The organism is Bacillus sp. DTU_2020_1000418_1_SI_GHA_SEK_038 (assembly GCF_032341175.1).
GTDB lineage: Bacteria > Bacillota > Bacilli > Bacillales > Cytobacillaceae > Cytobacillus.
In genome coordinates, this window is the sequence record NZ_CP135435.1 from 1,541,308 (window position 1) to 1,564,055 (window position 22,748).

20 protein-coding genes and 1 other annotated feature are annotated in these 22,748 nt (G+C 37.9%); of the genes, 17 read left to right on the top strand and 3 right to left on the bottom strand.

Annotated features, from left to right (window positions below; genetic code table 11):
* Positions 1-68: 68 nt before the first annotated feature.
* Entirely contained in the window at positions 69-1,028 is a 960-nt protein-coding gene (locus tag RRV45_RS07660; protein WP_315668230.1) for a BMP family ABC transporter substrate-binding protein, read from the top strand.
* 22 nt (positions 1,029-1,050) lie between these two features.
* Positions 1,051-1,245, top strand: coding sequence for a ComZ family protein (locus RRV45_RS07665; RefSeq protein ID WP_315668231.1), 195 nt, complete (start codon positions 1,051-1,053; stop codon positions 1,243-1,245).
* Between the two features lie 38 nt (positions 1,246-1,283).
* Here RRV45_RS07665 and RRV45_RS07670 read toward each other — a convergent pair whose 3' ends face one another.
* Entirely contained in the window at positions 1,284-1,664 is a 381-nt protein-coding gene (locus RRV45_RS07670) for a hypothetical protein (protein ID WP_315668232.1), read from the bottom strand.
* A 299-nt stretch (positions 1,665-1,963) separates the two neighbouring features.
* Here RRV45_RS07670 and RRV45_RS07675 point away from each other — a divergent pair, with 299 nt between their 5' ends.
* The 10 genes from RRV45_RS07675 (at position 1,964) to RRV45_RS07720 (ending at position 14,296) form a co-directional block, all read left to right on the top strand.
* Entirely contained in the window at positions 1,964-2,896 is a 933-nt protein-coding gene (locus RRV45_RS07675) for a beta-ketoacyl-ACP synthase III (RefSeq protein ID WP_315668233.1), read from the top strand.
* Positions 2,897-2,977: 81 nt separating this feature from the next.
* Positions 2,978-4,216, top strand: coding sequence for a beta-ketoacyl-ACP synthase II (gene fabF / locus RRV45_RS07680; protein WP_315668234.1), 1,239 nt, complete (start codon positions 2,978-2,980; stop codon positions 4,214-4,216).
* Between the two features lie 478 nt (positions 4,217-4,694).
* Positions 4,695-6,080 (top strand): group II intron reverse transcriptase/maturase, encoded by a 1,386-nt coding sequence (ltrA, locus tag RRV45_RS07685; RefSeq protein ID WP_315668235.1) that lies wholly within the window; start codon positions 4,695-4,697, stop codon positions 6,078-6,080.
* Positions 6,081-6,439: 359 nt separating this feature from the next.
* Positions 6,440-7,237, top strand: coding sequence for a DUF2268 domain-containing protein (locus tag RRV45_RS07690; protein WP_315668236.1), 798 nt, complete (start codon positions 6,440-6,442; stop codon positions 7,235-7,237).
* Positions 7,238-7,545: 308 nt separating this feature from the next.
* Entirely contained in the window at positions 7,546-8,529 is a 984-nt protein-coding gene (locus RRV45_RS07695) for an ABC transporter ATP-binding protein (RefSeq protein ID WP_315668237.1), read from the top strand.
* Entirely contained in the window at positions 8,526-9,548 is a 1,023-nt protein-coding gene (locus RRV45_RS07700; protein WP_315668238.1) for an ABC transporter ATP-binding protein, read from the top strand. The genes RRV45_RS07695 and RRV45_RS07700 overlap by 4 nt, the downstream gene beginning before the upstream one ends.
* Before the next feature lie 144 nt (positions 9,549-9,692).
* Positions 9,693-11,366, top strand: coding sequence for a peptide-binding protein (locus tag RRV45_RS07705; RefSeq protein ID WP_315668239.1), 1,674 nt, complete (start codon positions 9,693-9,695; stop codon positions 11,364-11,366).
* Positions 11,367-11,516: 150 nt separating this feature from the next.
* Positions 11,517-12,467, top strand: a complete 951-nt coding sequence (locus RRV45_RS07710; protein WP_315668240.1) for an ABC transporter permease — start codon at positions 11,517-11,519, stop codon at positions 12,465-12,467.
* 21 nt (positions 12,468-12,488) lie between these two features.
* Positions 12,489-13,394 carry an oligopeptide ABC transporter permease gene (gene opp4C, locus RRV45_RS07715; protein WP_410489365.1) on the top strand — a complete coding sequence of 302 codons (906 nt, stop codon included), beginning with the start codon at positions 12,489-12,491 and terminating at the stop codon, positions 13,392-13,394.
* A gap of 155 nt (positions 13,395-13,549) precedes the next feature.
* Positions 13,550-14,296 carry a YjbA family protein gene (locus tag RRV45_RS07720; RefSeq protein ID WP_315668242.1) on the top strand — a complete coding sequence of 249 codons (747 nt, stop codon included), beginning with the start codon at positions 13,550-13,552 and terminating at the stop codon, positions 14,294-14,296.
* 329 nt (positions 14,297-14,625) lie between these two features.
* Here the strand turns inward: RRV45_RS07720 and trpS are convergent, their stop codons facing one another.
* Positions 14,626-15,615: a tryptophan--tRNA ligase gene (trpS, locus tag RRV45_RS07725; protein WP_315668243.1), complete on the bottom strand. Its 990-nt coding sequence runs from the start codon at positions 15,613-15,615 to the stop codon at positions 14,626-14,628.
* A 110-nt stretch (positions 15,616-15,725) separates the two neighbouring features.
* Positions 15,726-15,945: a binding site (T-box leader), on the bottom strand.
* Between the two features lie 589 nt (positions 15,946-16,534).
* Here trpS and RRV45_RS07730 point away from each other — a divergent pair.
* From RRV45_RS07730 to RRV45_RS07750, 5 genes are all read left to right on the top strand, one after another.
* The gene (locus RRV45_RS07730) at positions 16,535-18,181 is read left to right on the top strand and encodes a peptide ABC transporter substrate-binding protein (protein WP_315668244.1); all 1,647 of its coding nucleotides are present in this window, start codon (positions 16,535-16,537) and stop codon (positions 18,179-18,181) included.
* A gap of 132 nt (positions 18,182-18,313) precedes the next feature.
* Entirely contained in the window at positions 18,314-19,249 is a 936-nt protein-coding gene (locus RRV45_RS07735; protein ID WP_315668245.1) for an ABC transporter permease, read from the top strand.
* Positions 19,250-20,167 (top strand): ABC transporter permease, encoded by a 918-nt coding sequence (locus RRV45_RS07740; RefSeq protein ID WP_410489367.1) that lies wholly within the window; start codon positions 19,250-19,252, stop codon positions 20,165-20,167.
* A 36-nt stretch (positions 20,168-20,203) separates the two neighbouring features.
* Positions 20,204-21,271 (top strand): ABC transporter ATP-binding protein, encoded by a 1,068-nt coding sequence (locus tag RRV45_RS07745; protein ID WP_315668247.1) that lies wholly within the window; start codon positions 20,204-20,206, stop codon positions 21,269-21,271.
* A gap of 2 nt (positions 21,272-21,273) precedes the next feature.
* Positions 21,274-22,209 carry an ABC transporter ATP-binding protein gene (locus RRV45_RS07750; protein ID WP_315668248.1) on the top strand — a complete coding sequence of 312 codons (936 nt, stop codon included), beginning with the start codon at positions 21,274-21,276 and terminating at the stop codon, positions 22,207-22,209.
* Between the two features lie 206 nt (positions 22,210-22,415).
* On the opposite strand, the gene RRV45_RS07755 is transcribed toward RRV45_RS07750, so the two are convergent.
* Positions 22,416-22,655 (bottom strand): hypothetical protein, encoded by a 240-nt coding sequence (locus RRV45_RS07755; RefSeq protein ID WP_410489342.1) that lies wholly within the window; start codon positions 22,653-22,655, stop codon positions 22,416-22,418.
* Between the last annotated feature and the right edge of the window lie 93 nt (positions 22,656-22,748).

A 22,748-nucleotide genomic window follows, 5' to 3' on the forward strand; every position in this document is an offset into this window, starting at 1 on the left:
GACTTTTTCTGTTTGTTTTAAATAGAAAAATATGTTATGGCTATTTTGGAGAGGCGGAACAAAGGGAGATGCGGAAATTATTTGTACGATTTGGGATTCTTCTTTTAAGCCTTCTTTTATTGTCCTCCTGCGGACAAGCAATGTCATCAGGCAAACTAAAGAAAGCGGGCTTATTAATCCCTGATACGATAAATGATCAAGTATGGGGAACTAAAGGCTATAAAGGATTGTTAAAGATTCAATCCCAACATAATATCGAGGTTTATTATAAAGAGGGCATGAATTCACAACTAGTTGTTGAACGTGCGGTTAAAGAATTCGACCAAAAAGGCGTTAATATTATTTTTGGCCATGGTAATGAATATGCGGAATACTTTAATCAGCTTTCACCTAGCTACCCCCATATCCATTTTGTCAGTTTTAATGGAGATGCGGAAAATACCAATACTACAAGTTTAAATTTTGAAGGGTATGCAATGGGTTTTTTCGGTGGAATGATTGCAGGTCATATGACTAAGACTAATGTTATTGGAATTATTGCAGCATATGAGTGGCAGCCTGAAATTGAAGGCTTTTATGAAGGGGCCAATTATGAAAATCCACAAGTAGATGTCATGATTGAATATGTAGGCAATTGGGATGATGCTAGAAAAGCGATTGAATTATTAAATAAGATAACGGCAAAAGGTGCAGATGTTATTTATCCAGCCGGTGATGGCTACAACGTTCCTGTTATCGAGCAGGTGAAAGAGAAGGGCCATTATGCAATTGGATATATATCTGACCAGTCAGATCTGGGTGAATCAGCCGTTTTAACTAGCACGATCCAGCATGTGGATGTTCTTTATGAATTGGTGGCAGAGAGATTTGATAAAGGGGAGCTCAAATCCGGAAATCTGTCATTTGATTTTCAAGAGGATGTAATTACTCTTGGAAAATTTAGCTCAGATGTGGACCAAGAATTTATTAATAATATAAATACAGCCATTGCAGAATATCGAAAAACTGGAGAACTTCCAAGTAAATAAAGTAAAAGAAGGAGTTACATATATGCATTCAACAGAAAAAACGATGGAATTCATGCAAATTGCCATGAAATATCTTCCAGAAGCAAAGCAGCAATTAGAAGAAGCTGGAGTAGAATTATCCCTTGAAATGATTCAGCCATTCATGAGTCTCTTTACAAAGGTTATGAATGAAGCATATGAAATGGGAAAAGCAGATGCACTAGCAGAAAAGGAATAATTGAAACCGGTCTTCGATGGAGGACCGGTTTCAATTATTCATTCATCTTTCTTTTTCAAAATTTGATCAATTAAAGGAGTGACCTTTCGATATAGAGGCTTTAATTGCTTAGCAGTACTAACAATTGTATCTATATTATCCATTAGTTCAACAAAATTAATATTATTTACAACATGATTGAGATGGTTTGAGAGGGAACTATTGTTTGTATTCTCTTTAGGTGAAGGATGATGTCTTTCCCGAAGCATTAAGCTATCAAAACGGTTATGAATTCTATTTGAACTTTCATACTCCATTTCTTCATGCGTTTCTTCAAATTCCACGTTATTAGCGGAAGGCTTTTCAACTGAACCGAACATTAATTGATTAAGACGATTTGATTTTGTGAAACCATGTTTGTTATCATTTTCTGTATTCAACGGATCTCCATCCCCTTTTATATTATTTTATGTTGATTACTCAACCCTGTTTGGACAAAAGCGGATAAAGTGAAACTTCAATCCGTGGGGGTTTTACAGCTCGCTAATCTGCGATAAAAATCTTAGAATTAGTCTTTGATTAATTCTTGCTATTGTACCCGTTTATTTGATAAAATTAGTACCAAGTCATAATATTTGATAATAATATAGGTTTTAACTCATAATTTTTATTAATTGAGCCAGTACTCATTTTTGTAATGGCTTTTCCATTGAATAGTAGAGGATAAGGAGTGGACTCCATGAATGCAGGGATTATTGGAATTGGCAGATGCTTGCCAGAGAAAATTCTTACTAATGCGGATCTAGAAAAAATGGTTGATACATCAGATGAATGGATTAGAACACGTACAGGTATTGAGGAAAGAAGAATAGCGGATGATGATACCGATACGTCTGATCTTGCTTATGAAGCGGCAAGAAAGGCGATCGAAAACGCAAATATTTCACCCGAAGATTTAGATATGATCATAGTTGCAACCGTTACACCTGACCGTCCTTTTCCATCTGTTGCCTGCATGCTTCAGGAAAGGCTGGGGGCTGTCAAAGCAGCCGCGATGGACGTTAGTGCTGCATGTGCCGGATTTATGTACGGAATTGTTACAGCAAAGCAATTTGTTGAGGCTGGAACTTATAAGCACGTATTAATAGTAGGGGTTGAAAAGCTTTCAAAAGTCACAGATTGGGAAGACCGAAATACGGCTGTATTATTCGGGGATGGTGCTGGAGCTGCTGTCATCGGCCAAGTTTCTGAGGGCAGAGGAATTCTATCTTTTGAGCTTGGCGCTGATGGAACAGGTGGAAAGCATTTATTCCAGGAAGAGTACATTATCATGAACGGTCGTGAAGTATTTAAATTCGCAGTCCGCCAAATGGGAGAAAGCTGTGTAAACGTATTAGAAAAAGCGGGTCTTACAAAAGAAGATGTTGATTTCTTAATCCCTCATCAGGCAAATATTCGGATTATGGAGGCTTCAAGGCAGCGTCTCGATTTACCTGAAGAAAAAATGTCAAAAACAATTCACAAATATGGAAATACATCAGCTGCGTCAATACCTATTTCCATTTTTGAGGAATTAGAGGCAGGAAAGATTAAAGATGGAGATTTAATTGTAATGGTCGGTTTCGGCGGCGGATTAACATGGGGTGCCATCGCAATGCGCTGGGGCAGATAAGAGGAATTTTCACAAAGATTCTTTTATTATTATGATAGAATGTTCGTTAAATATCTATTAGAGTAAAGGAGATATAAATTAATGAATAAACGTAGAGTTGTTGTTACAGGCATTGGCGCTGTAACTCCGCTTGGGAATGAAGCAGAAACTACTTGGAAAAATATCCTTGCAGGTGTATCTGGTGTAGGTCCTTTAACAAGAGTTAATGCAGATGAATATCCGGTAAAAGTTGCTGCAGAAGTAAAGGAATTTAATGTCGAAAACTTCATCGAAAAAAAGGATGCTAGAAAAATGGACCGCTTTACACATTATGCGGTTGCAGCATCTTTAATGGCGGTAAAGGATGCAAATTTATCGATCAATGAAGACAACGCTCATCGCATCGGCGTTTGGATTGGCTCAGGGATTGGCGGTATGGAGACATTCGAAAATCAATTCGAAACATTTCTAAATCGCGGTTACAGAAGGGTTAGTCCATTCTTCGTTCCAATGATGATACCTGATATGGCAACAGGTCAAGTATCCATCACACTAGGGGCTAAAGGATTTAATTCATGTACTGTAACAGCATGTGCAACTGGCACAAACTCCATTGGTGATGCCTTTAAAGTTATACAGCGCGGGGATGCAGATGCAATGGTAACAGGTGGAGCTGAAGCACCGATTACGAAAATGTCAGTTGCAGGATTTTGTGCTAACACAGCATTATCAACAAATCCTGATCCAAACACAGCTAGCCGTCCATTTGATAAAAATCGAGATGGGTTTGTTATTGGTGAAGGAGCTGGAATAGTTGTTCTTGAGGAGCTTGAGCATGCTCTTGCTAGAGGTGCAAACATATACGCTGAAATAGTAGGGTATGGTGCTACAGGCGATGCTTACCATATTACAGCACCAGCACCAGAAGGAGAAGGCGGAGCCAGAGCTATGAAAATGGCGATCAATGATGCTGGTTTAATGCCAGAGGATATTGATTATATTAATGCTCATGGAACTAGTACAGATTACAATGATAAATATGAAACAATGGCAATTAAACAGGTTTTTGGAGAGCATGCTTACAAATTGGCTATAAGCTCTACGAAATCAATGACTGGCCACCTTCTTGGAGCGGCTGGCGGAATAGAAGCTATTTTTACCGTTTTAGCTATGAAGGAAGGTATTTTACCGCCAACAATAAATTATGAAACACCAGACCCGGACTGTGATCTTGATTATGTTCCAAACGAAGCGAGAAAGAAAGAAATTAAAGCGGCAATTAGTAATTCATTAGGCTTCGGCGGCCATAACGCAACGATCGCATTTAAAAAATACGAATAATTTTTATTTAAGGAAGGTCAAATCTGTCGATTTGACCTTCTTTTTTATGTGCGCCCGGCATGGGCTATAACTTGGTGGTGAAAGTCCACTACAGGCTTGGCAGTAGGAACTGTTAGCTAATGGCAAGGGTGTCCACCGTGAGGTGGAATCTGAAGGTAGCCGGAGGCAAAATCCCGAACTGACGGACAGAAACTATATATAAGGCTGAATTAGGACGGACGAGTTTGCATAACAAAACAAAGTCCAATACTGCACGAATCCTATACAGTAAATATAGCAGTTACATGGGAGGAAGGTTATAGCTCTTACCCGGGGAGGTCTTACAAGGGTTCTCGACAAGAGAGATGGAATATCTCACAGGAACAAGTCTGTTAGTGATGATAGACTGAATTGTAAGAAGTCAGCAGAAGCCATAGTAGTTCCATCGGAATGAAGGGCTGAACAATAACAATCTTGGGAAAATACGGAGGTAAAGGCAGTGCATAGACCACAGAATACATCGAAAGATGGCTATTCGCAAATGGATAGGTTGGAAACTGAAGAGTATGCGAAAGCGTGTAGTTCTGTCTATACAGAAGTAGGACGCCAAGATGGTATCGATTTAATTGACAAGATAATTGATGACGAAAATCTACTTAGGGCTTGTGAAAAGGTTAAAGCAAATAAAGGTGCACCCGGAATTGATGGAATGAAAGTAGATGAACTTTTTGGTCATGTGCAAAAATACCACAAATATCTTAAAAGAAAATTGAAGGATGGCACTTATAACCCTTTACCTGTTAAACGAGTTGAAATACCCAAACCGGATGGGTCTAAACGTAAGTTAGGCATTCCATGTGTAAGGGACCGTATGGTCCAACAAGCAATCTATCAAGTAATCGGTGGGATAATAGACCCTTATTTCTCGGAAATGAGTTATGGATTCAGACCTAACAGAAATCAACATCAAGCTATTGAACAATCCATCAAATACTACGAACAAGGATATAAAGTGGTTGTAGATTGTGACTTAAAGAGTTACTTCGACACAATAAATCACCAAAAGCTGATGGAATATCTAAAGATATTTATACAAGACAATATAGTCCTAAAGTTAATCTGGAAATTTCTTAAGAGTGGAATCCTTGAAAATGGACTAACGAAATCAACGGACTCTGGTGCTCCTCAAGGTGGCGTTCTTTCGCCAATACTGAGTAATATCTACTTAAATCAACTAGATAAGGAATTAGAGGGACGTGGACACAAATTCGTGCGCTTTGCGGATGACTTCTGCATCTATGTTAAAAGCAAACGAGCCGGACAACGTGTAATGGAAAGTATCACCAACTTCCTTGAAAAGGATTTAAAACTGACAGTTAACAGCACTAAGAGTCAAATAGGAAGTCCAACAAAATTGAAATTTCTAGGTTTCTGTATACACACTACCTCTAAAGGTGTTAGTTGCAGACCGCACCAAGTAGCTAAGAAGAGGTTTAAAACTAAACTAAAGAATCTAACAAAACGGAATCGCCCAGGTAAATTTGAGGAAATAGCCAAGGAAATTAACCAAGCGACAGTTGGTTGGATAAATTACTATGGAATCAGCTTGATGAAAAGGTTTATCGAAGACGTTACAAAATGGTTGAATCATCGATTAAGACAGATTATATGGAAAAGATGGAAGAGGGTTAAAACACGGTATCAGCAACTAAGGAGATTAGGAATCAAACATGATGAGGCTTGTAAAGTAGCCAATACCCGAAAGGGTTATTGGAGGATTTCAGGCTGCGGAACGCTTCATAATGCAATTAAAATAAAGACGCTCATTAAATGGGGTCTAAAAGACCTTAACCACTTATATGAACGTCGATACTCAAGTTATTGAACCGCCGTATACGGGACCGTACGTACGGTGGTGTGAGAGGTCGGGAGTTAATTACTCCCTCCTACTCGATTTAAGTTAAATCTGGGGCTTTCGCAAATAAACCGGTCGCTTTCGCAAATAAATCGGTTGCTTTCGCAAATAAACTCATTGCTTTCGAAAATAAACCGGTCTTTCGCAAATAATCCGGTTGCTTTCGCAAATAAACCGGTTGCTTTCGCAAATAAACCGGTCAATTCCGCAAATAAATCTCCGCTATCTTTAAGTAGAGTTCTTTTTTAGTTCAATCCACTTAATAACAAAAAAAACCACTATTCATAAACTAAAAATAAGCTAATAAAAGTAATGGGGGTAAATAAATAGTGGGGGTAATACGAACGGACCTGTGGCTAGAAGATGATTTCTATAACTATGAGAAAATATGTTCAAGGCTTTCAAAATCATTTTCTGATGACAGCCCTAATAAAATTTATAAATATCTAAGTCAATTTGGCATGTACAAACCGAATAGGCAAAGCTATGAAAATTTTACTGAGCTAAAAAAGCGGAATTACTGGGAAAAAACCGAGGAGATCTTCAGAAAATACAAGAAAGAATGGCGCGGCCCAAATATTCCTATATATATTTTTCCAATGGCTTCTATAAACTCGTTATTTTCCAAAGTGAAAACAACTAAATCTGGGGTAGCCTTTAAAGATAAATTATTCCTTTTTCTCACACCATTTGAGGATGATTTGGAACTAGAAGCCCTTTTCATTCACGAGTATCATCATACATGCAGACTTCAACATCAAAATAAAAAGATAGAGGATGCGACTTTAATTGATTCGATGATTTTAGAAGGCCTTGCAGAACACACAGTTAAAAAATACTGCGGGAAAAACTACATTGCGCAATGGTGTGAATATTATTCTGAGAAAGAGTTTCTATATTTTTGGGAGAGGTTTTTAAAACAACAGATTAGCACGAAGAGGTTTTCTAATTTGCATGATGATATTCTTTACGGCAGGGGGAAATACCCGAAAATGATTGGCTATGCCGCCGGTTTTGCAATCGTTTCCATGTACAAAGAGGAGATGGATTTTTCTTTGCAGGAATCATTTAGATTAGATTCACAATCCTTTATACCTAGTCATTTAAATGAAAAAATAACGGAATAAAAGCCTTATTTAATCTGGAACTAAGCAGGTTCCAGATTCTTTTATTTTATAAGAGGTGAACAGTTTAATGCAAAGAGTTTGAATTTTTAGTTAAATATATTATGTTTAAAAAATAGAATATTTTAAAAAATTCTTGAATTCGTAATCTTTCTGTAATAATATACAATTAAACACTCAAATAATTCCAAATTAGATAATATCTATAAAATTTGTAAAAAAGGTATTTTCGAATATTAAATAGGGATTGTTGGAGTCTCTTTTCAAAAGACAGGTTGCCCAAAATTATTGATTTTTGGACGGAGGGTATTATGACAGCATTATTGGAATTAAAAAACTTAAAAACATACTTTATGAGAAAGAAAATAAATATTCCTGCCGTTGATGGTGTTGATTTAAAAATACATAAAGGTGAGACAGTTGCACTTGTAGGGGAATCGGGATCAGGAAAGAGTATTACATCCCTTTCAATTATGAGACTTATCCCAAGTCCGCCGGGAAAAATTGTGGACGGAGAAATCCTTTTTGACGGGAAGGATTTAGTTAAGCTTTCAGAAAATGAAATGTGTAAAATCCGTGGGAATGATATCTCTATGATTTTCCAGGAGCCCATGACATCGTTGAATCCAGTCCTAACCATTGGAGAACAAATTATTGAGGTGCTCATGTACCATCAAAAAATGTCAAAAAGCATCGCAAGAAATCGTGCCATAGAAATGCTTGAACTCGTAGGATTCTCTCGTGCGAAAGCACTTATTGATGAATATCCACACCGTCTTTCAGGTGGCATGAGGCAGCGTGTTATGATAGCTATCGCCATGAGCTGTAATCCTAAGCTTCTGATTGCAGATGAGCCGACAACTGCTCTTGATGTTACAATTCAAGCCCAGATACTAGACTTAATGAAAGATTTAAGCCAAAAATCTGATACTTCAATCCTAGTAATAACCCATGATTTAGGTGTTGTTTCAGAAATTGCGGATCGAGTAGTTGTTATGTATTGTGGTCAAGTGGTAGAAGAAGCTAGTGTAGATGATTTATTTGATGAACCGTTACACCCTTATACAATTGGGTTAATGGGATCAATTCCATCGCTGGATGGAGACTTGGATCGTCTTTACTCTATCGAAGGTACAGTTCCTCCTCCAGAACACTTTCCGAAAGGGTGCCGTTTTGCACCTCGCTGTCCACATGCATTTGATCGCTGCCATAACGAAGCACCTGAGTTTAAGCCAGTTAAAGGCTCAAGGTCAGTACGCTGCTTTTTACACGAAGAGAAGGAGGCGACAGTATGAATGCAACGACTTCTTTAGGAAAAAAGGAGCTAGAATACGGGAAAGATTCAACATACCTATTAGATGTAAGGGACTTAAGGAAGCACTTTCCTATTAAAGCTGGCTTTTTACAAAGGACAGTAGGCACTATCAAAGCTGTAGACGGTTTGAGCTTTAATGTTAAAAAAGGAGAAACAATTGGAATTGTTGGTGAATCGGGCTGTGGAAAATCAACTGCAGGCCGGACCCTAATTCGTCTGTATGAACCAACAAGCGGAGATATCATCTTTAAAGGTCAGAATATTTCGAAAATGAATGAAGCAGATCTTCGCCGAACTATTAGAAAAGATATACAAATGGTTTTCCAAGATCCGTATGCCTCACTAAATCCTAGGAAGACATTAAAATCAATTCTTAGTGAGCCAATGGTTACCCATAATTTATATGGCGGGAAGGAAAGAAAGGAGAAAATTCAAGATCTTCTTGATAAGGTAGGGCTTAATCCTCTGTTTATTAATCGATACCCACATGAGTTTTCTGGTGGACAAAGACAAAGGATTGGTATTGCCAGGGCTCTTGCGGTAAATCCTGATTTAGTCATTGCGGATGAACCAGTGTCTGCACTCGATGTGTCCATCCAAGCACAAATTATTAACTTGATGGAGGACTTGCAGGATGACTTAGGGCTAACCTATGTGTTTATCTCCCATGATCTAAGTGTCGTTCGTCACATTAGCGATAGGGTAGGAGTTATGTATTTAGGAAAAATCATGGAATTTGCGGGTAAAAAGGATTTGTATGAAGATCCGCTTCATCCCTATACTCAGGCGCTTATGTCAGCTGTTCCAGTTCCAAAGAAAAAAGGTGTACAGGCAAGGGAAAGAATTATTCTAAAAGGAGACTTGCCTAGCCCAGCAAATCCGCCTCAAGGCTGTGTTTTCCATACCCGTTGCCCTGCCGCAATGGAAATATGCAGTCAAATGATACCTGAATATAAAGAGGTAAAGCAGGGCCATTATGTAGCCTGCCATTTATATTAATTTCTGTTATTAAATGCTCGATAAACTCATTCTATGAGATTTATGCATTTAGTATATAAATCTTTGAAGGGGGGCGATATATTTACACTCGTTTCTCTGAAAAAAGGATTTAGATTTAAAAAATAAACCTAAGGGGGAAAATGAATGAAAAAGCCAGCGTGGTTACTAGTAAGCCTAATGCTAGTATTGTCTATGTTCTTAGCTGCATGTTCCGGCGGACAGCAGACAACCCAGCCAAAAGAAGAAACACCGGCAAAAGAAGAAACACCGGCAAAAGAAGAACCGAAAAATGAAGGACCTGTTACAGGTGGAGACCTAGTGGTTGGATCAACAGGTGCACCGACAATGTTTAACCCTTTATATTCAAATGATGCATCAAGCGGTGATATTGAAGATATGATTTTTAGCAGTTTAACAGGTTCTGATATTGAACTTAATACAATAACAGAAGGCAATCTTGCTGAGTCACTAGAGGCTTCAGAAGATGGTAAAGAATTTACTGTAAAGATTGTTGAAAATGCAAAATTCCATGATGGCGAGCCATTAGATGCAGATGATGTTGTATTTACATACAGCATTCCATTAAGCCCAGATTATGATGGCGTCCGTAAGTCATATTTTGAAAATATCGAAAAGATCGAAAAAATTGACCAATATACTGTTAAATTTACTTTAAAGCAAGTGGATGCTCAATTCCCAGTAGTTAGTCTTGGATTCGGAATTCTTCCTGAGCATATCTTAAAAGATGTTCCGATTGCGGATCTTGGAGAGCATGAATTTAACACGAAAAACCCGATTGGTTCAGGTCCATTCAAGTTTGATGAGTGGAAAGATGGTGAGTACGTAAGGGTTGTTGCTAATGATGATTATTTTGACGGCCGTCCGTACTTAGATTCTGTCACTTATAAGCTTGTTCCAGATGCAAACGCTATTCTTGCTCAACTGCAAGCTGGAGACATTGATTACTATGCAGGTATCGCACAGCCAGACGTTCCAACAGTTGAAAGCTTTGCTGATGCTACTGGACTTCGTCTAGAATCAGGTTTAGCCCTTTCCTACACATATCTAGCTTTAAACCAGCGTGACGCAAAGTTTCAGGATAAGAAAGTTCGTCAAGCGATCACTCATGCAATTGATCGTAAAGCAATCGTTGAGAACGTAATGGCTGGACTTGGTGAAGTTGCACACGTTCCAGAAAGTCCATTAAGCTGGGCATATAACCCAGATGTACCAAAGTTTGAATACGATGTTGAAAAAGCTAAGGCAATGTTAGCAGAAGCTGGCTGGACGGCTGGTGCTGATGGCATTCTAGAAAAAGATGGGAAGAAATTCTCTATAGAAGTTAAGACGAACCAAGGAAACAAAGTTCGTGAAGATATCGTTGTTATTCTTCAACAACAACTAAAAGAAGTTGGTATTGAAATTAAACCTCAAATCGTTGAATTCAGTTCATTAATTGCTGATATCGACCCAGGTGTATGGAATTTTGAAGCAATCGTTTTAGGCTGGAGCTTAGGTATTGATCCAGATCCTAGCGGTATTTTCCATACGAAAGAAATTGAACAAGGCCTTAACTTTACTGGCTACTCAAATCCTGAGCTAGATGTATTAATGGATGAGCAGCTACAAGAGCTTGACAAAGATAAGCGTAAAGAAATGATTGGAAAAATTCAAGCTGGTCTAGCTGAAGATCAAGCATATACGTTCCTATACTATCCGAAAGAGTTCCGTGCACTTCCTAAGAATCTAGAAGGCTATGAATTCCATCCGAAGGCTCAAATGTACAACATCCACAAATGGTGGTTAAAACAAGAATAGAGTTATTACCTGAAAAGTAAGGGATTGGGGCCCCCCAAGGCCCTTTACCTTCCCTTACTTTTTATTTTTCAAATACTGAAAATTCTACACGTTAATTTTTTTGGCTGTGTATTTTGAATAAACTGAAATTAATGAAAGGGAGAATAGGCGATGGTTTCATACATTTTTAGACGAACATTAATGGCTATTCCCTTACTATTCGGAATTACCATATTATCATTTGCCATCATAAAAGCGGCACCAGGCGGGCCTGTAGCAATGCTAATGGATCCAAAAATGAAGCCGTCAGATAAAGCAAAATTCGAAGAAAAATATGGATTAAACGACCCTATTCATATTCAATATTTTAAATGGCTTGGAAATATGGCAAAAGGGGATTTCGGTGAATCTTTAATTAAACGGGGAACTCCAGTGAGTGAGCTTATTCTTAATAGGCTTCCAAATACCCTATTATTAATGGTTGTTTCATTTGCCATTGCCGTCATCATTGCTATTCCAATTGGCATTTACTCGGCAATGCGACCCTATTCGCCATTGGATTATACGTTTACAGTCGGCTCCTTTCTAGGGGTTGCAACACCCAACTTCTGGTTAGGACTTATTTTAATCATGTTTTTCTCAGTTAAATTAGGCTGGTTTCCAACTGGCGGAGTAGCAACATTAAATGCGCCATTTAGTATTTGGGACCGAATACATCATTTAATATTACCAGGCTTTGTTTTAGCGACAGCGGATTTAGCGGCTCTTACACGTTACACAAGATCTTCTATGCTGGATGTCCTAAAGCAGGATTATATTCGTACGGCTATGTCAAAAGGGTTCAAAGAAAAGAAAGTGGTTGTTAAGCATGGGGTTAGAAACGGCATGATTCCAATCATCACTCTTTTTGGTTTAATGCTGCCTTCCTTTGTTGGCGGAGCAGCTATTACAGAGAAGGTTTTTGCTTGGCCTGGTCTTGGGCAATTATTTATTGACTCTGCTTTTCTTCGCGACTACCCAGTCATTATGGCGCTAACCGTTATTTCTGCAGTGTTTGTTGTGATTGGAAATTTACTAGCGGATATTTTATACGCAATTTTCGATCCGCGTATTGAGTATTAAGGAGGGGTTTTTTTGTCACAAATAAATGCGGAAATTACACAAGATGATTTAAAATTAAACCCCCATTTAAAAAGCAAGCCTGATACGTTAACTAGAATATTTTTTCGAAAATTTACGAAAAATAGATTGGCTGTTATAGGAGCCATCGTATTGTTTCTAATAATCATGTCATCTATATTAGCTCCAGTGATTGCCCCATATAAATTTGAGGATATGAATTTATTGCATAAGCTAAAAGCGCCTGGGGCTGAATATTGGCTTGGGACTGATCGATATGGACGAGATATCTTCACAAGGCTTTTATATGGAGGAAGAATTTCTTTACTTGTTGGCTTTGGTTCTGTTGCCGGGGCTCTTATAATCGGAGTTAGTGTGGGGGCCATTGCTGGTTATTTTGGCGGAATTATTGATGCGATGTTAATGAGATTGGTTGATATCGTCATTTCAATTCCAAGTCTATTTTTATTAATCACAGTAGTTTCTATTTTTAAACCAAGTACTTTTAACTTAATCCTTGTTATTGCTCTTATCAGCTGGACAAGTACAGCGAGGCTTGTAAGAGGGGAGTTCCTTACATTAAGAACGAGAGAGTTTGTGCTTGCATCGAAAACGATAGGGACTAAATCTTATAAAATTATTTTTAGTCATATATTGCCAAATGCAATGGGGCCAATCATCGTTTCAGCTTCCTTGTTAATTGGGAATGTCATTTTGACTGAGGCTGCCTTAAGTTATTTGGGATTAGGTATCCAGCCTCCTACCCCAAGCTGGGGAAATATGCTTCAAGATGCACAGGATTTCACAGTTTTGAAAACGGCGCCTTGGTATTCTTTTTTCCCGGGCTTACTCATTTTGATTACTGTTTTATGCTTTAACTTTATCGGAGATGGACTCCGAGATGCATTAGATCCAAAAACTCAAGATTAAGGATGAAAAGTCTCTCCTAATAAATAGGGGGGACTTCTTATTTTAATTATATGATCAATGAAAATATTTCCCTGCGTCTTACTAATTTAGGAATAATTTTACTTCCCTCTGCCCATACTGAGTGACAAATAGCATGTTGAAGCGGGGGGTAAAAGATGTTATATCTTCATGATGTTTGGGTGAACTGGTTTGAAGGAGAAGAAAATGGATATAATGTTTGCCACTTTCATGAATGGCGTAAAGATGATGGTGTAGAACTATTAGACCAAGTACCTTTAATCAAAATTGATCCAGTTCTGTTTAATTACATTGAAAATGATTTATCGGAATTGCCTCAACAACTGTTAGACGATATATATCAAAAGGCCTATTTAAGAAAAAATCATGAGCGAGTCCAATTAGACTATTGTTTTGTTGTATCTGATGGAAAAGGTATATTAGCAGTCGATACTATTGGCTATAATATTCCGATTCGAAAAAGCAGGCTTATACCAAGACAAGAACAATTAGCGTATGAAATGCTTTCTAATCATGATGCTACACCATATTCTTTTAATGATCAAAGAGCATTAAAGAATTTTCATATTCTTTCTCCCTCGCCTGAATTGATGGCAGGGTTGACTAGAAAAGAAAGACAATTAAAGCAACTAATGTTTATGGCGTTAGATCAGCTATATTCTTCCAAAAATGTAGCTGAAGTCCGTTATTGGTATACAGAATGGAGTCCAGAAAGTTATAAGGATATTCAGCAAATGGCTTTTGAGGAAGCTTGGCTTCAGCTTTTTGAACAGAGTAAATATGGATGGACGAACAAGCATGAGCAATTTTGTGAAAACTTAATTAAAGGGCAGCCGTTTTTTGAGAAATTATGGGAAATGGAGCACGGTCCTAAAGTAAATTAGAAGGAAAGTAAAAAAAATCTATCACGTTGATGATAGATTTTTTTTGCTTAAAATAAGAAAATATAATTTTTCTCGAGTTTGAGAACTGTCTAGCTCCACAAGGAACGCTTCGGCAGCATTATCATCGCACGAGTAAAAGCGTTAGCTTTTAGGAGGAGCGCCTCCCCCCTCGAGGTCACAAGTCAAGCCTCCTAGAAAGGTAAGGAACAACCTTTCCGGGAGGCTTGGCTTGTGCTTGTCGGGGGTGACCACAAAGGAAAGCTTCTGCGATTAGTCATCGCAGGAACAATTGTCCTTTAATTGTTCCGAAGGCGCTTTCGCATTTCTGATTATCTTTTTTTTCTTCCTAGTCCCATTGCATTTTCCATCTTTTTCAGCATTTTATCGGCAACGCTTGCTGCCTTTTCAGCACCTTGATCCAAAATATCATCCAGTTCCTGTGATTCCATCAATTCGTAATATTTTTCCTGGATTGGCTTTATTTCATTCACGACTACCTCAGCTAAATCGGATTTAAAATCTCCATAGCCTTTTCCTTCATACATGTTTTCAATTTCATTAATTTCTTTCCCTGAAAAAATTGAATATATCGAAAGAAGGTTAGATACACCAGGTTTATTTTCTTTATTAAATTTAACGATGCCCTCAGAGTCAGTTACAGCACTTTTTATTTTCTTTTCAATTTGCTTAATATCATCAAGAAGGGTAATGGAAGCCTTCTTATTTGGATCGGATTTACTCATTTTCTTAGTTGGCTCTTGAAGCGACATAATGCGTGCCCCAACCTTAGGAACTCGAATTTCAGGGATAGTAAAAATCTCACTGTATTTTTTATTAAATCTTTCTGCCAAATCACGGGTTAATTCTATATGCTGCTTTTGATCCTCTCCTACAGGAACGAGATCAGAGCTGTATAGCAGAATATCTGCAACCATTAAAGGCGGGTATGTCAATAACGCAGAAGGGACTGCATCTCTTCCAGCCGCTTTATCTTTAAATTGTGTCATTCTTTCAAGTTCGCCAATATAGGAAATACATTGCATCATCCAACCGGCTTGTGCATGAGCAGGTACTTCGGATTGTATGAAAAGGGTAGCCTTTTCTGGGTCAATCCCAACAGCTAAATAGAGTGCTGCCAAGCTTCGGATATTCTTTCTTAACTCTAATCTGTCTTGTGGGACCGTAATTGCATGCTGATCCACAATACAAAAATAACAATTATACTCATCTTGCAGTTCAACAAATTGCTTGAGGGCGCCAATATAGTTACCTAGCGTAATCGTACCGCTTGGCTGTATGCCCGAAAAGATTGTTTTCATTTAATTTCCTCCTTTAATATTGGCCGAAAAAGAGACAGTACAACGGGTAGGAACCGATCATACTAAATTAATAAAATTTTTGGACAAAAAAGGACCATTCGTTCCTAAAAGATAGGGACGAATGGTCCGCGTTGCCACCCTAATTACTCAATATGAGTCACTCTGTACCATGCTGAATTCGCATAGAACCCTCTGTAACGTGAGGATACGTCTTTCATATATAATAGAGGGCTCAAAAGTCCATTCGATTTACATGGTTACCTGTTTCCACCATCCACAGGCTCTCTTGAAACCAAAAGTAAATGTACTACTCTTTCTCATAGCCGATTTTTTATTATGTTACCTTTAAGAATATAATAAATGGAATGTAAAATCAAGAGAACATCATACTAAACAAAAGGAATCATTATATTCAGAAAGTTCTTTTAATAAAAAAACCAAATAAATGCTAATAAATATACATTTTTATAAATTTTTTACTGGTCTAAAAACTCGCATATTATAAGTATTTTTCGTGAAAATATATAAGAGATTGCTATTAACCTAGTAAAACTTACTTGCAATAATTTTTTTATGAATTTATAATTAACCTAGCAAGCAAGATCTTTACAAAAATGTTACATACATTACAAGGCGGTTACAGTATAACTGTGGGGTTGTTTTACTATACTAAAAAAGTAAGTTTTAACTAATAAATAAACATGCAAAATTCCATCTGTCTGATTAGTTTTCAGAATTTAGGGATAATCATTTTATTATAAGTGTAAACTTACTTTTTTATTTGCTATTACATAGTTTGTCAATCGAACTCGATTCAATTTACAGACTTTTTAGGTAATCCACCCAATGTGTACACTTGTACAATTAGTATCTAATGTAAAGAAAACGTTTGCAGAAAAAAATAGGGGGGTTTCAAACCGTGAAAAAAAGATTATCGATCTTTTTTAGTATGCTGTTAGTACTAAGTATGTTTCTTGCTGCATGCGGAGGAAATAATAATGCTGACAGTGGAGACAAAGGCGGAGATAAAGACGCAGGAAAGTCTGACGTTCCGCAAGAATTACGTGTAAATATCAATACTGAACCACCATCTTTACACCCAGGACTTGCGAAAGACTCTACTTCTGGAGCAGTGCTTCGCCAAACACTTGAAGGCTTAACACGTATCGGGAAAGATGGAGAGCCTGAAAATGCAATGGCAGAAGAAGTGAAAGTTTCTGATGACCAAAAAGTATACACGTTTACAATTCGTGACGCAAAATGGTCAAATGGAGATCCTGTCACTGCAAATGATTTCGAAGCTGCTTGGAAATGGGCTTTAGATCCAAACAATCAATCAGAATATGCATACCAACTTTATTATATTAAAGGTGGAGAAGCAGCTAATACTGCTGGCGGTTCACTAGATGAAGTAGGAGTTAAAGCTTTAGACGAGAAAACACTTGAAGTTACTCTTGAAAACCCAACTCCATTCTTCTTAGAATTAACAGCGTTCTATACTTACCTTCCATTCAACAGCAAAATTGCCGAAGCAAACCCAAATTGGGCTAATGATGCTGGTGAGAACTATACTACTAACGGACCTTTCGTAATGACGGAATGGGCTCATAGTGATAAAATCGTTCTTGAAAAGAGCGAAACTTATTGGGATGCAGACGCAGTAAAACTATCAAAAATTGAAATGATCATGATTAATGATCCAAATACAGAATTATCAATGTTTGACAATGGTGAGCTTGATTGGGCTGGTGCTCCAACAGGTGCGCTTCCAACTGATGCAATGCAAGCACTTAAAGATGAAGGCCGTTTAACAACACAATCAATCGCTGGTGTTTACAAGTACAAGTTCAATACTACAGTTGAACCATTTAACAATGTAAATATCCGTAAAGCTTTTGCATTGTCAATTAATCGTCAAGAGCTAATTGACAATATCCTTCAAGGTGAACAGCAGCCAGCTATGGCGCTTGTACCGCCATCCATGTTTGAAGAAAATGAAAAAGGCTATTTCAAAGATAATGATGTTGAAAAAGCAAAAGAATATTTACAAAAAGGTTTAGAAGAAATGGGTCTTAAAGATGCTTCTGAGCTACCTGCAGTAACCCTTTCTTACAATACTTCTGAAGCACACCAAAAGATTGCTCAAGCAATTCAAGATATGTGGAAGAACAGCCTTGGTGTAGAAGTAACCCTTGATAACCAAGAGTGGGCTGTATACCTTGATAAAGTACATTCACTTGATTACCAAGTTGCTCGTATGGGCTGGTTAGGCGATTTCAACGATGCAATCAACTTCCTTGAAATGTTCCGTGACGCTGATGGCGGAAACAACGATACTGGATGGGAAAACAAAGAGTATCAAGAATTACTTGCAAATTCTGCAACTGAAGGAGATCCAGAAGTTCGTCAACAAATGTTAAAGGATGCAGAGGCTATTTTTATGGATGAAATGCCAATCGCTCCAATCTATTACTACACGAACAACTGGGTTCAAGATCCAAAATTAAAAGATGTTGTTGTATCTGGCTTAGGTGATGTACAATATAAATGGGCTTATTTCGAATAAGAATAAGTAATTAAACTTAAGGTATATGGGGGTATCTCCCTGTATACCTTAGTTTTCTGTTATGCTGTTGCGCCTGAAAAAGGCGCTTCCGCTTTTCTAGTTGAAAAAGTAAAAAATTGGAGGTGTAAGTCAATGGCTAAATATATTGGAAAGCGCTTACTGTACATGCTTATCTCCCTATGGCTAATCGTAACGGCAACGTTTTTCTTCATGCGCATTGCACCCGGAAACCCATTTACATCTGAAAAACAACTGCCTCCCGAAATTGAAGCTAATTTAAATGCTCACTATGGATTGGACAAGCCTTGGTATGCTCAATACGGGGAATATTTACTTAGAGTTGCAAAATGGGATTTCGGCCCATCATTCAAATATAAAAGCCAAACGGTAAACGATTTAATCAATGATGGTTTCCCTGTTTCTTTCTTGCTTGGAATGGAAGCGATTTTTCTTGCAATTGCGTTCGGGGTCCTGTTAGGGATTATTGCCGCATTAAGACATAATAAATGGCCAGATTACACGGCTATGGTTATTGCCGTTTTGGGGATTTCTGTTCCATCCTTCATTATGGCATCCGTTCTTCAATATGTTTTTGCGATTAAATTGGGCTTATTCCCTGTAGCCCGCTGGGAAACATTTATGCATACTGTTCTTCCAGCCATAGCTTTAGGTTCAACACCAATGGCATTTATAGCACGATTGACACGTTCGAGTATGCTTGAAGTAATGAGTAATGATTATATTAAAACAGCAAAAGCAAAAGGTTTAAGCCAAGGAGTTATTACAGTAAGGCATGCAATCCGTAATGCACTTTTACCAGTTGTAACGTATTTGGGGCCTTTAACAGCTGGAATCTTAACAGGAAGCTTTGTTATCGAAAAAATCTTCGGTATTCCAGGTTTAGGTGCGCACTTCGTAACAAGTATTACTAACCGCGATTATACGGTTATTATGGGTGTAACAGTCTTTTATAGTGTTTTGTTACTCGTATCTATTCTCCTTGTTGACATTGCATACGGAATCATCGATCCACGCATCAAACTTGCTGGCGGGAAGAAAGGAGAGTAAATTATGCAGATTTCTAAAGATAAATTTCAACTTGTCGGGTCCCAATTAGAAAACGCTGAAAAAATTTCAAAGCCTAGTCTTTCATTTTGGAAAGATGTTTCTATCCGCTTCCGAAAAAACAAGCTTGCTATGTTTGGATTAGTTCTTTTATTATTACTAATCATTATGGCGGCTTTCGGACCATATATGAGTGAATACGATTACCGGACAAACGATTTAGCAAATAAGAACCAACCGCCATCTTCTGAGCACTGGTTTGGTACAGATGATCTTGGTCGTGATGTATTTGTACGAACTTGGGAAGGCGCCAGAATTTCTATCTTCATTGGAGTTGCTGCTGCACTTATTGATTTAGTAATCGGTGTAATATGGGGGGGAATCGCTGGATATAAAGGCGGACGCACAGATGAATTTATGATGCGTTTTGCTGATATTCTTTATGGAGTTCCATACTTATTGCTAGTAATCTTATTAATGGTAGTACTAGGGCAAGGACTTGGGACAATGATTCTAGCAATGACTATTACTGGCTGGATTAATATGTCGCGTATTGTTCGTGGACAAGTGCTATCACTGAAAAATCAGGAGTATGTTCTAGCTGCGAAAACACTTGGAGCAAACACTTCAAGAATTATGGGTCGACATTTAATTCCAAACGCGATGGGACCAATCATGGTTACAATGACGTTAACTGTTCCATCTGCCATTTTCACTGAAGCGTTCTTAAGTTATATTGGCCTAGGATTAACGCCGCCTCTTGCCAGCTGGGGAACAATGGCTAATGACGGGTTACCAGCTTTACGCTACTATCCATGGCGTTTATTCTTCCCAGCTACGTTTATTTGTTTAACTATTTTTGCCTTTAATGTAATTGGAGACGGGTTACGTGACGCACTTGACCCAAGACTTCGCAAATAAACTAGAAATGCCGGAGCTAGACAAAGGAGTGAGAAAATGGAAAAAATACTTGAAGTGAAAGATTTAGAAGTCTCGTTCCAAACATATGGAGGAAATGTGAAAGCGGTCCGCGGGGTTAGCTTTGACCTTTATAAAGGAGAGACACTCGCTATTGTTGGTGAGTCTGGGTCCGGAAAAAGTGTTACCTCCCAGACAATTATGAAATTAATTCCAATGCCTCCAGGAAAAATTACTGGTGGACAAATTCTATTCAACGGTGAAGATATTGTTCCAAAAACAGATAAACAAATGGAAAAAATCCGCGGAAAAGAAATTAGTATGATTTTCCAAGATCCAATGACTTCATTAAATCCAACGATGAAGATTGGCTATCAGATTATGGAAGGTCTAATTAAGCACCAAAATATGTCAAAGCAGGATGCCAAAGCACGTGCAGTGGAGCTGCTAAGTCTTGTTGGCATTCCAATGCCGGAAAGACGTGTTAACCAATACCCACACGAATTTTCGGGCGGTATGAGACAGCGTGCGATGATCGCTATTGCACTTGCTGCAAATCCGAAGCTTTTAATTGCTGATGAGCCAACTACAGCTCTTGATGTAACAATTCAAGCACAAATTCTTGATTTAATGAAAGATCTACAAAGTAAAATGGATACGTCTATTATCTTTATCACCCATGATCTTGGAGTTGTTGCAAACGTAGCAGACCGAGTTGCTGTTATGTATGCAGGCCAAATTGTGGAGATGGGTACTGTAGATGAGATTTTCTATGACCCTCGCCATCCTTATACATGGGGGCTTCTGGCATCGATGCCGAGCTTAGACAATGATGATAAAGCGGATCTTGCTGCAATCCCAGGTACACCGCCAGACTTAACTAATCCTCCAAAAGGAGATGCTTTTGCAGCGAGAAATAAATATGCGCTTGCGATAGACTTTGAAGAGGAACCGCCAATGTATCAAATTTCTGAAACGCATTTCGCAAAAACATGGCTTCTTCATCCAGATGCACCAAAGGTAGAACCACCTGCAGCAGTTCAAAAACGGATGCGTAAATTATCCTCCACATTTAAACAACCAGTCTTAGTGAAGGAGGGTAACTAAACATGGCTGAAAAATTATTGGAAATCAAAAATTTAAAGCAGCATTTCAATGTTGGGAGACCCAACATGGTTAAAGCTGTCGATGGTATCACTTTTGACATTTTCAAAGGTGAAACATTGGGACTTGTTGGTGAATCGGGATGTGGAAAATCAACTACTGGCCGAACGATTATTCGCCTGTATGATGCTACTGATGGCCAAGTTCTTTTTAATGGAGAAGACGTTCACGGCAAAAAGTCAGCAAAAGAATTGAAGAAGTTTAACCGCAAAATGCAAATGATTTTCCAGGATCCTTATGCGTCACTTAACCCTCGTATGACCGTTGCAGATATTATTGCTGAAGGCATTGATATTCACGGTTTAGCGAAAGGCAAAAAAGATCGAATGGAAAGAGTTTATGAACTATTAGAAACGGTTGGTTTAAATAAAGAGCATGCTAACCGCTATCCTCATGAATTCTCTGGCGGTCAAAGACAGCGAATTGGTATTGCAAGAGCATTGGCTGTTGAACCTGACTTTATTATTGCCGATGAGCCAATTTCTGCACTTGACGTTTCTATTCAAGCTCAAGTAGTTAACTTACTGAAAAACCTGCAGCGTGAAAAAGGATTAACATACCTTTTTATCGCTCATGATCTTTCAATGGTTAAATATATTAGTGATCGTATTGGTGTGATGTATTTCGGAAAGTTAGTTGAACTTGCCAGTGCAGAGGACCTATATAATAGTCCAATTCACCCTTACACACAATCATTATTGTCTGCGATTCCTCTTCCAGATCCTGATACAGAGCGAACACGCAAACGTATTTCATATGATCCGAAGGTCCATAATTATAGTGACAACGAAAAGCTTGAAATGCGTGAAATTACACCAGGACACTTTGTCTACTGCTCGGAAAAAGAAGAAAAACAATATAAAGCACAATATGCTAAATGATAAAAACGATCTCTTGGCTGAGATCGTTTTTCCTTTTAAGAAAAACAAATCCTTTTATGCGTTTACGCTTTTGATTATTAAAGAGAATTCTTTTTATTATCATACAACAAATGAATTAAAAATACTATTGTAAATTTTTGATTAATTAAAATAATAAAAAAAGAGACTGATTTTTTCAGTCCCTTTTCATGATCTATATATGTCTGTTATTTCTTTTTTCCTCCAACTGCTTTCCAGCCCGTTGTGAACTTTGCACATTGATCAACAAATTCATTTTTATTTTTTCCGCCAAATATTTTTTCGCCAAGCCCGTTCGTAATTACACCAAGAGTAGCGGTTAATCCAATAATTACGAGTGATACAATAGTTAAATCAATTATGTAGTCTATCATCATAATCCCCCATTTCCCTTTTTCACATGAATGAATGCGAATTTGCCGCATCATATCCCCACACTCTTATTGTATTAGAAGTTGGGATGTATTTAAAGGGGAAATAGAAATTATCTCCCTCTTTATATAGTTAAATTCCACTAAATA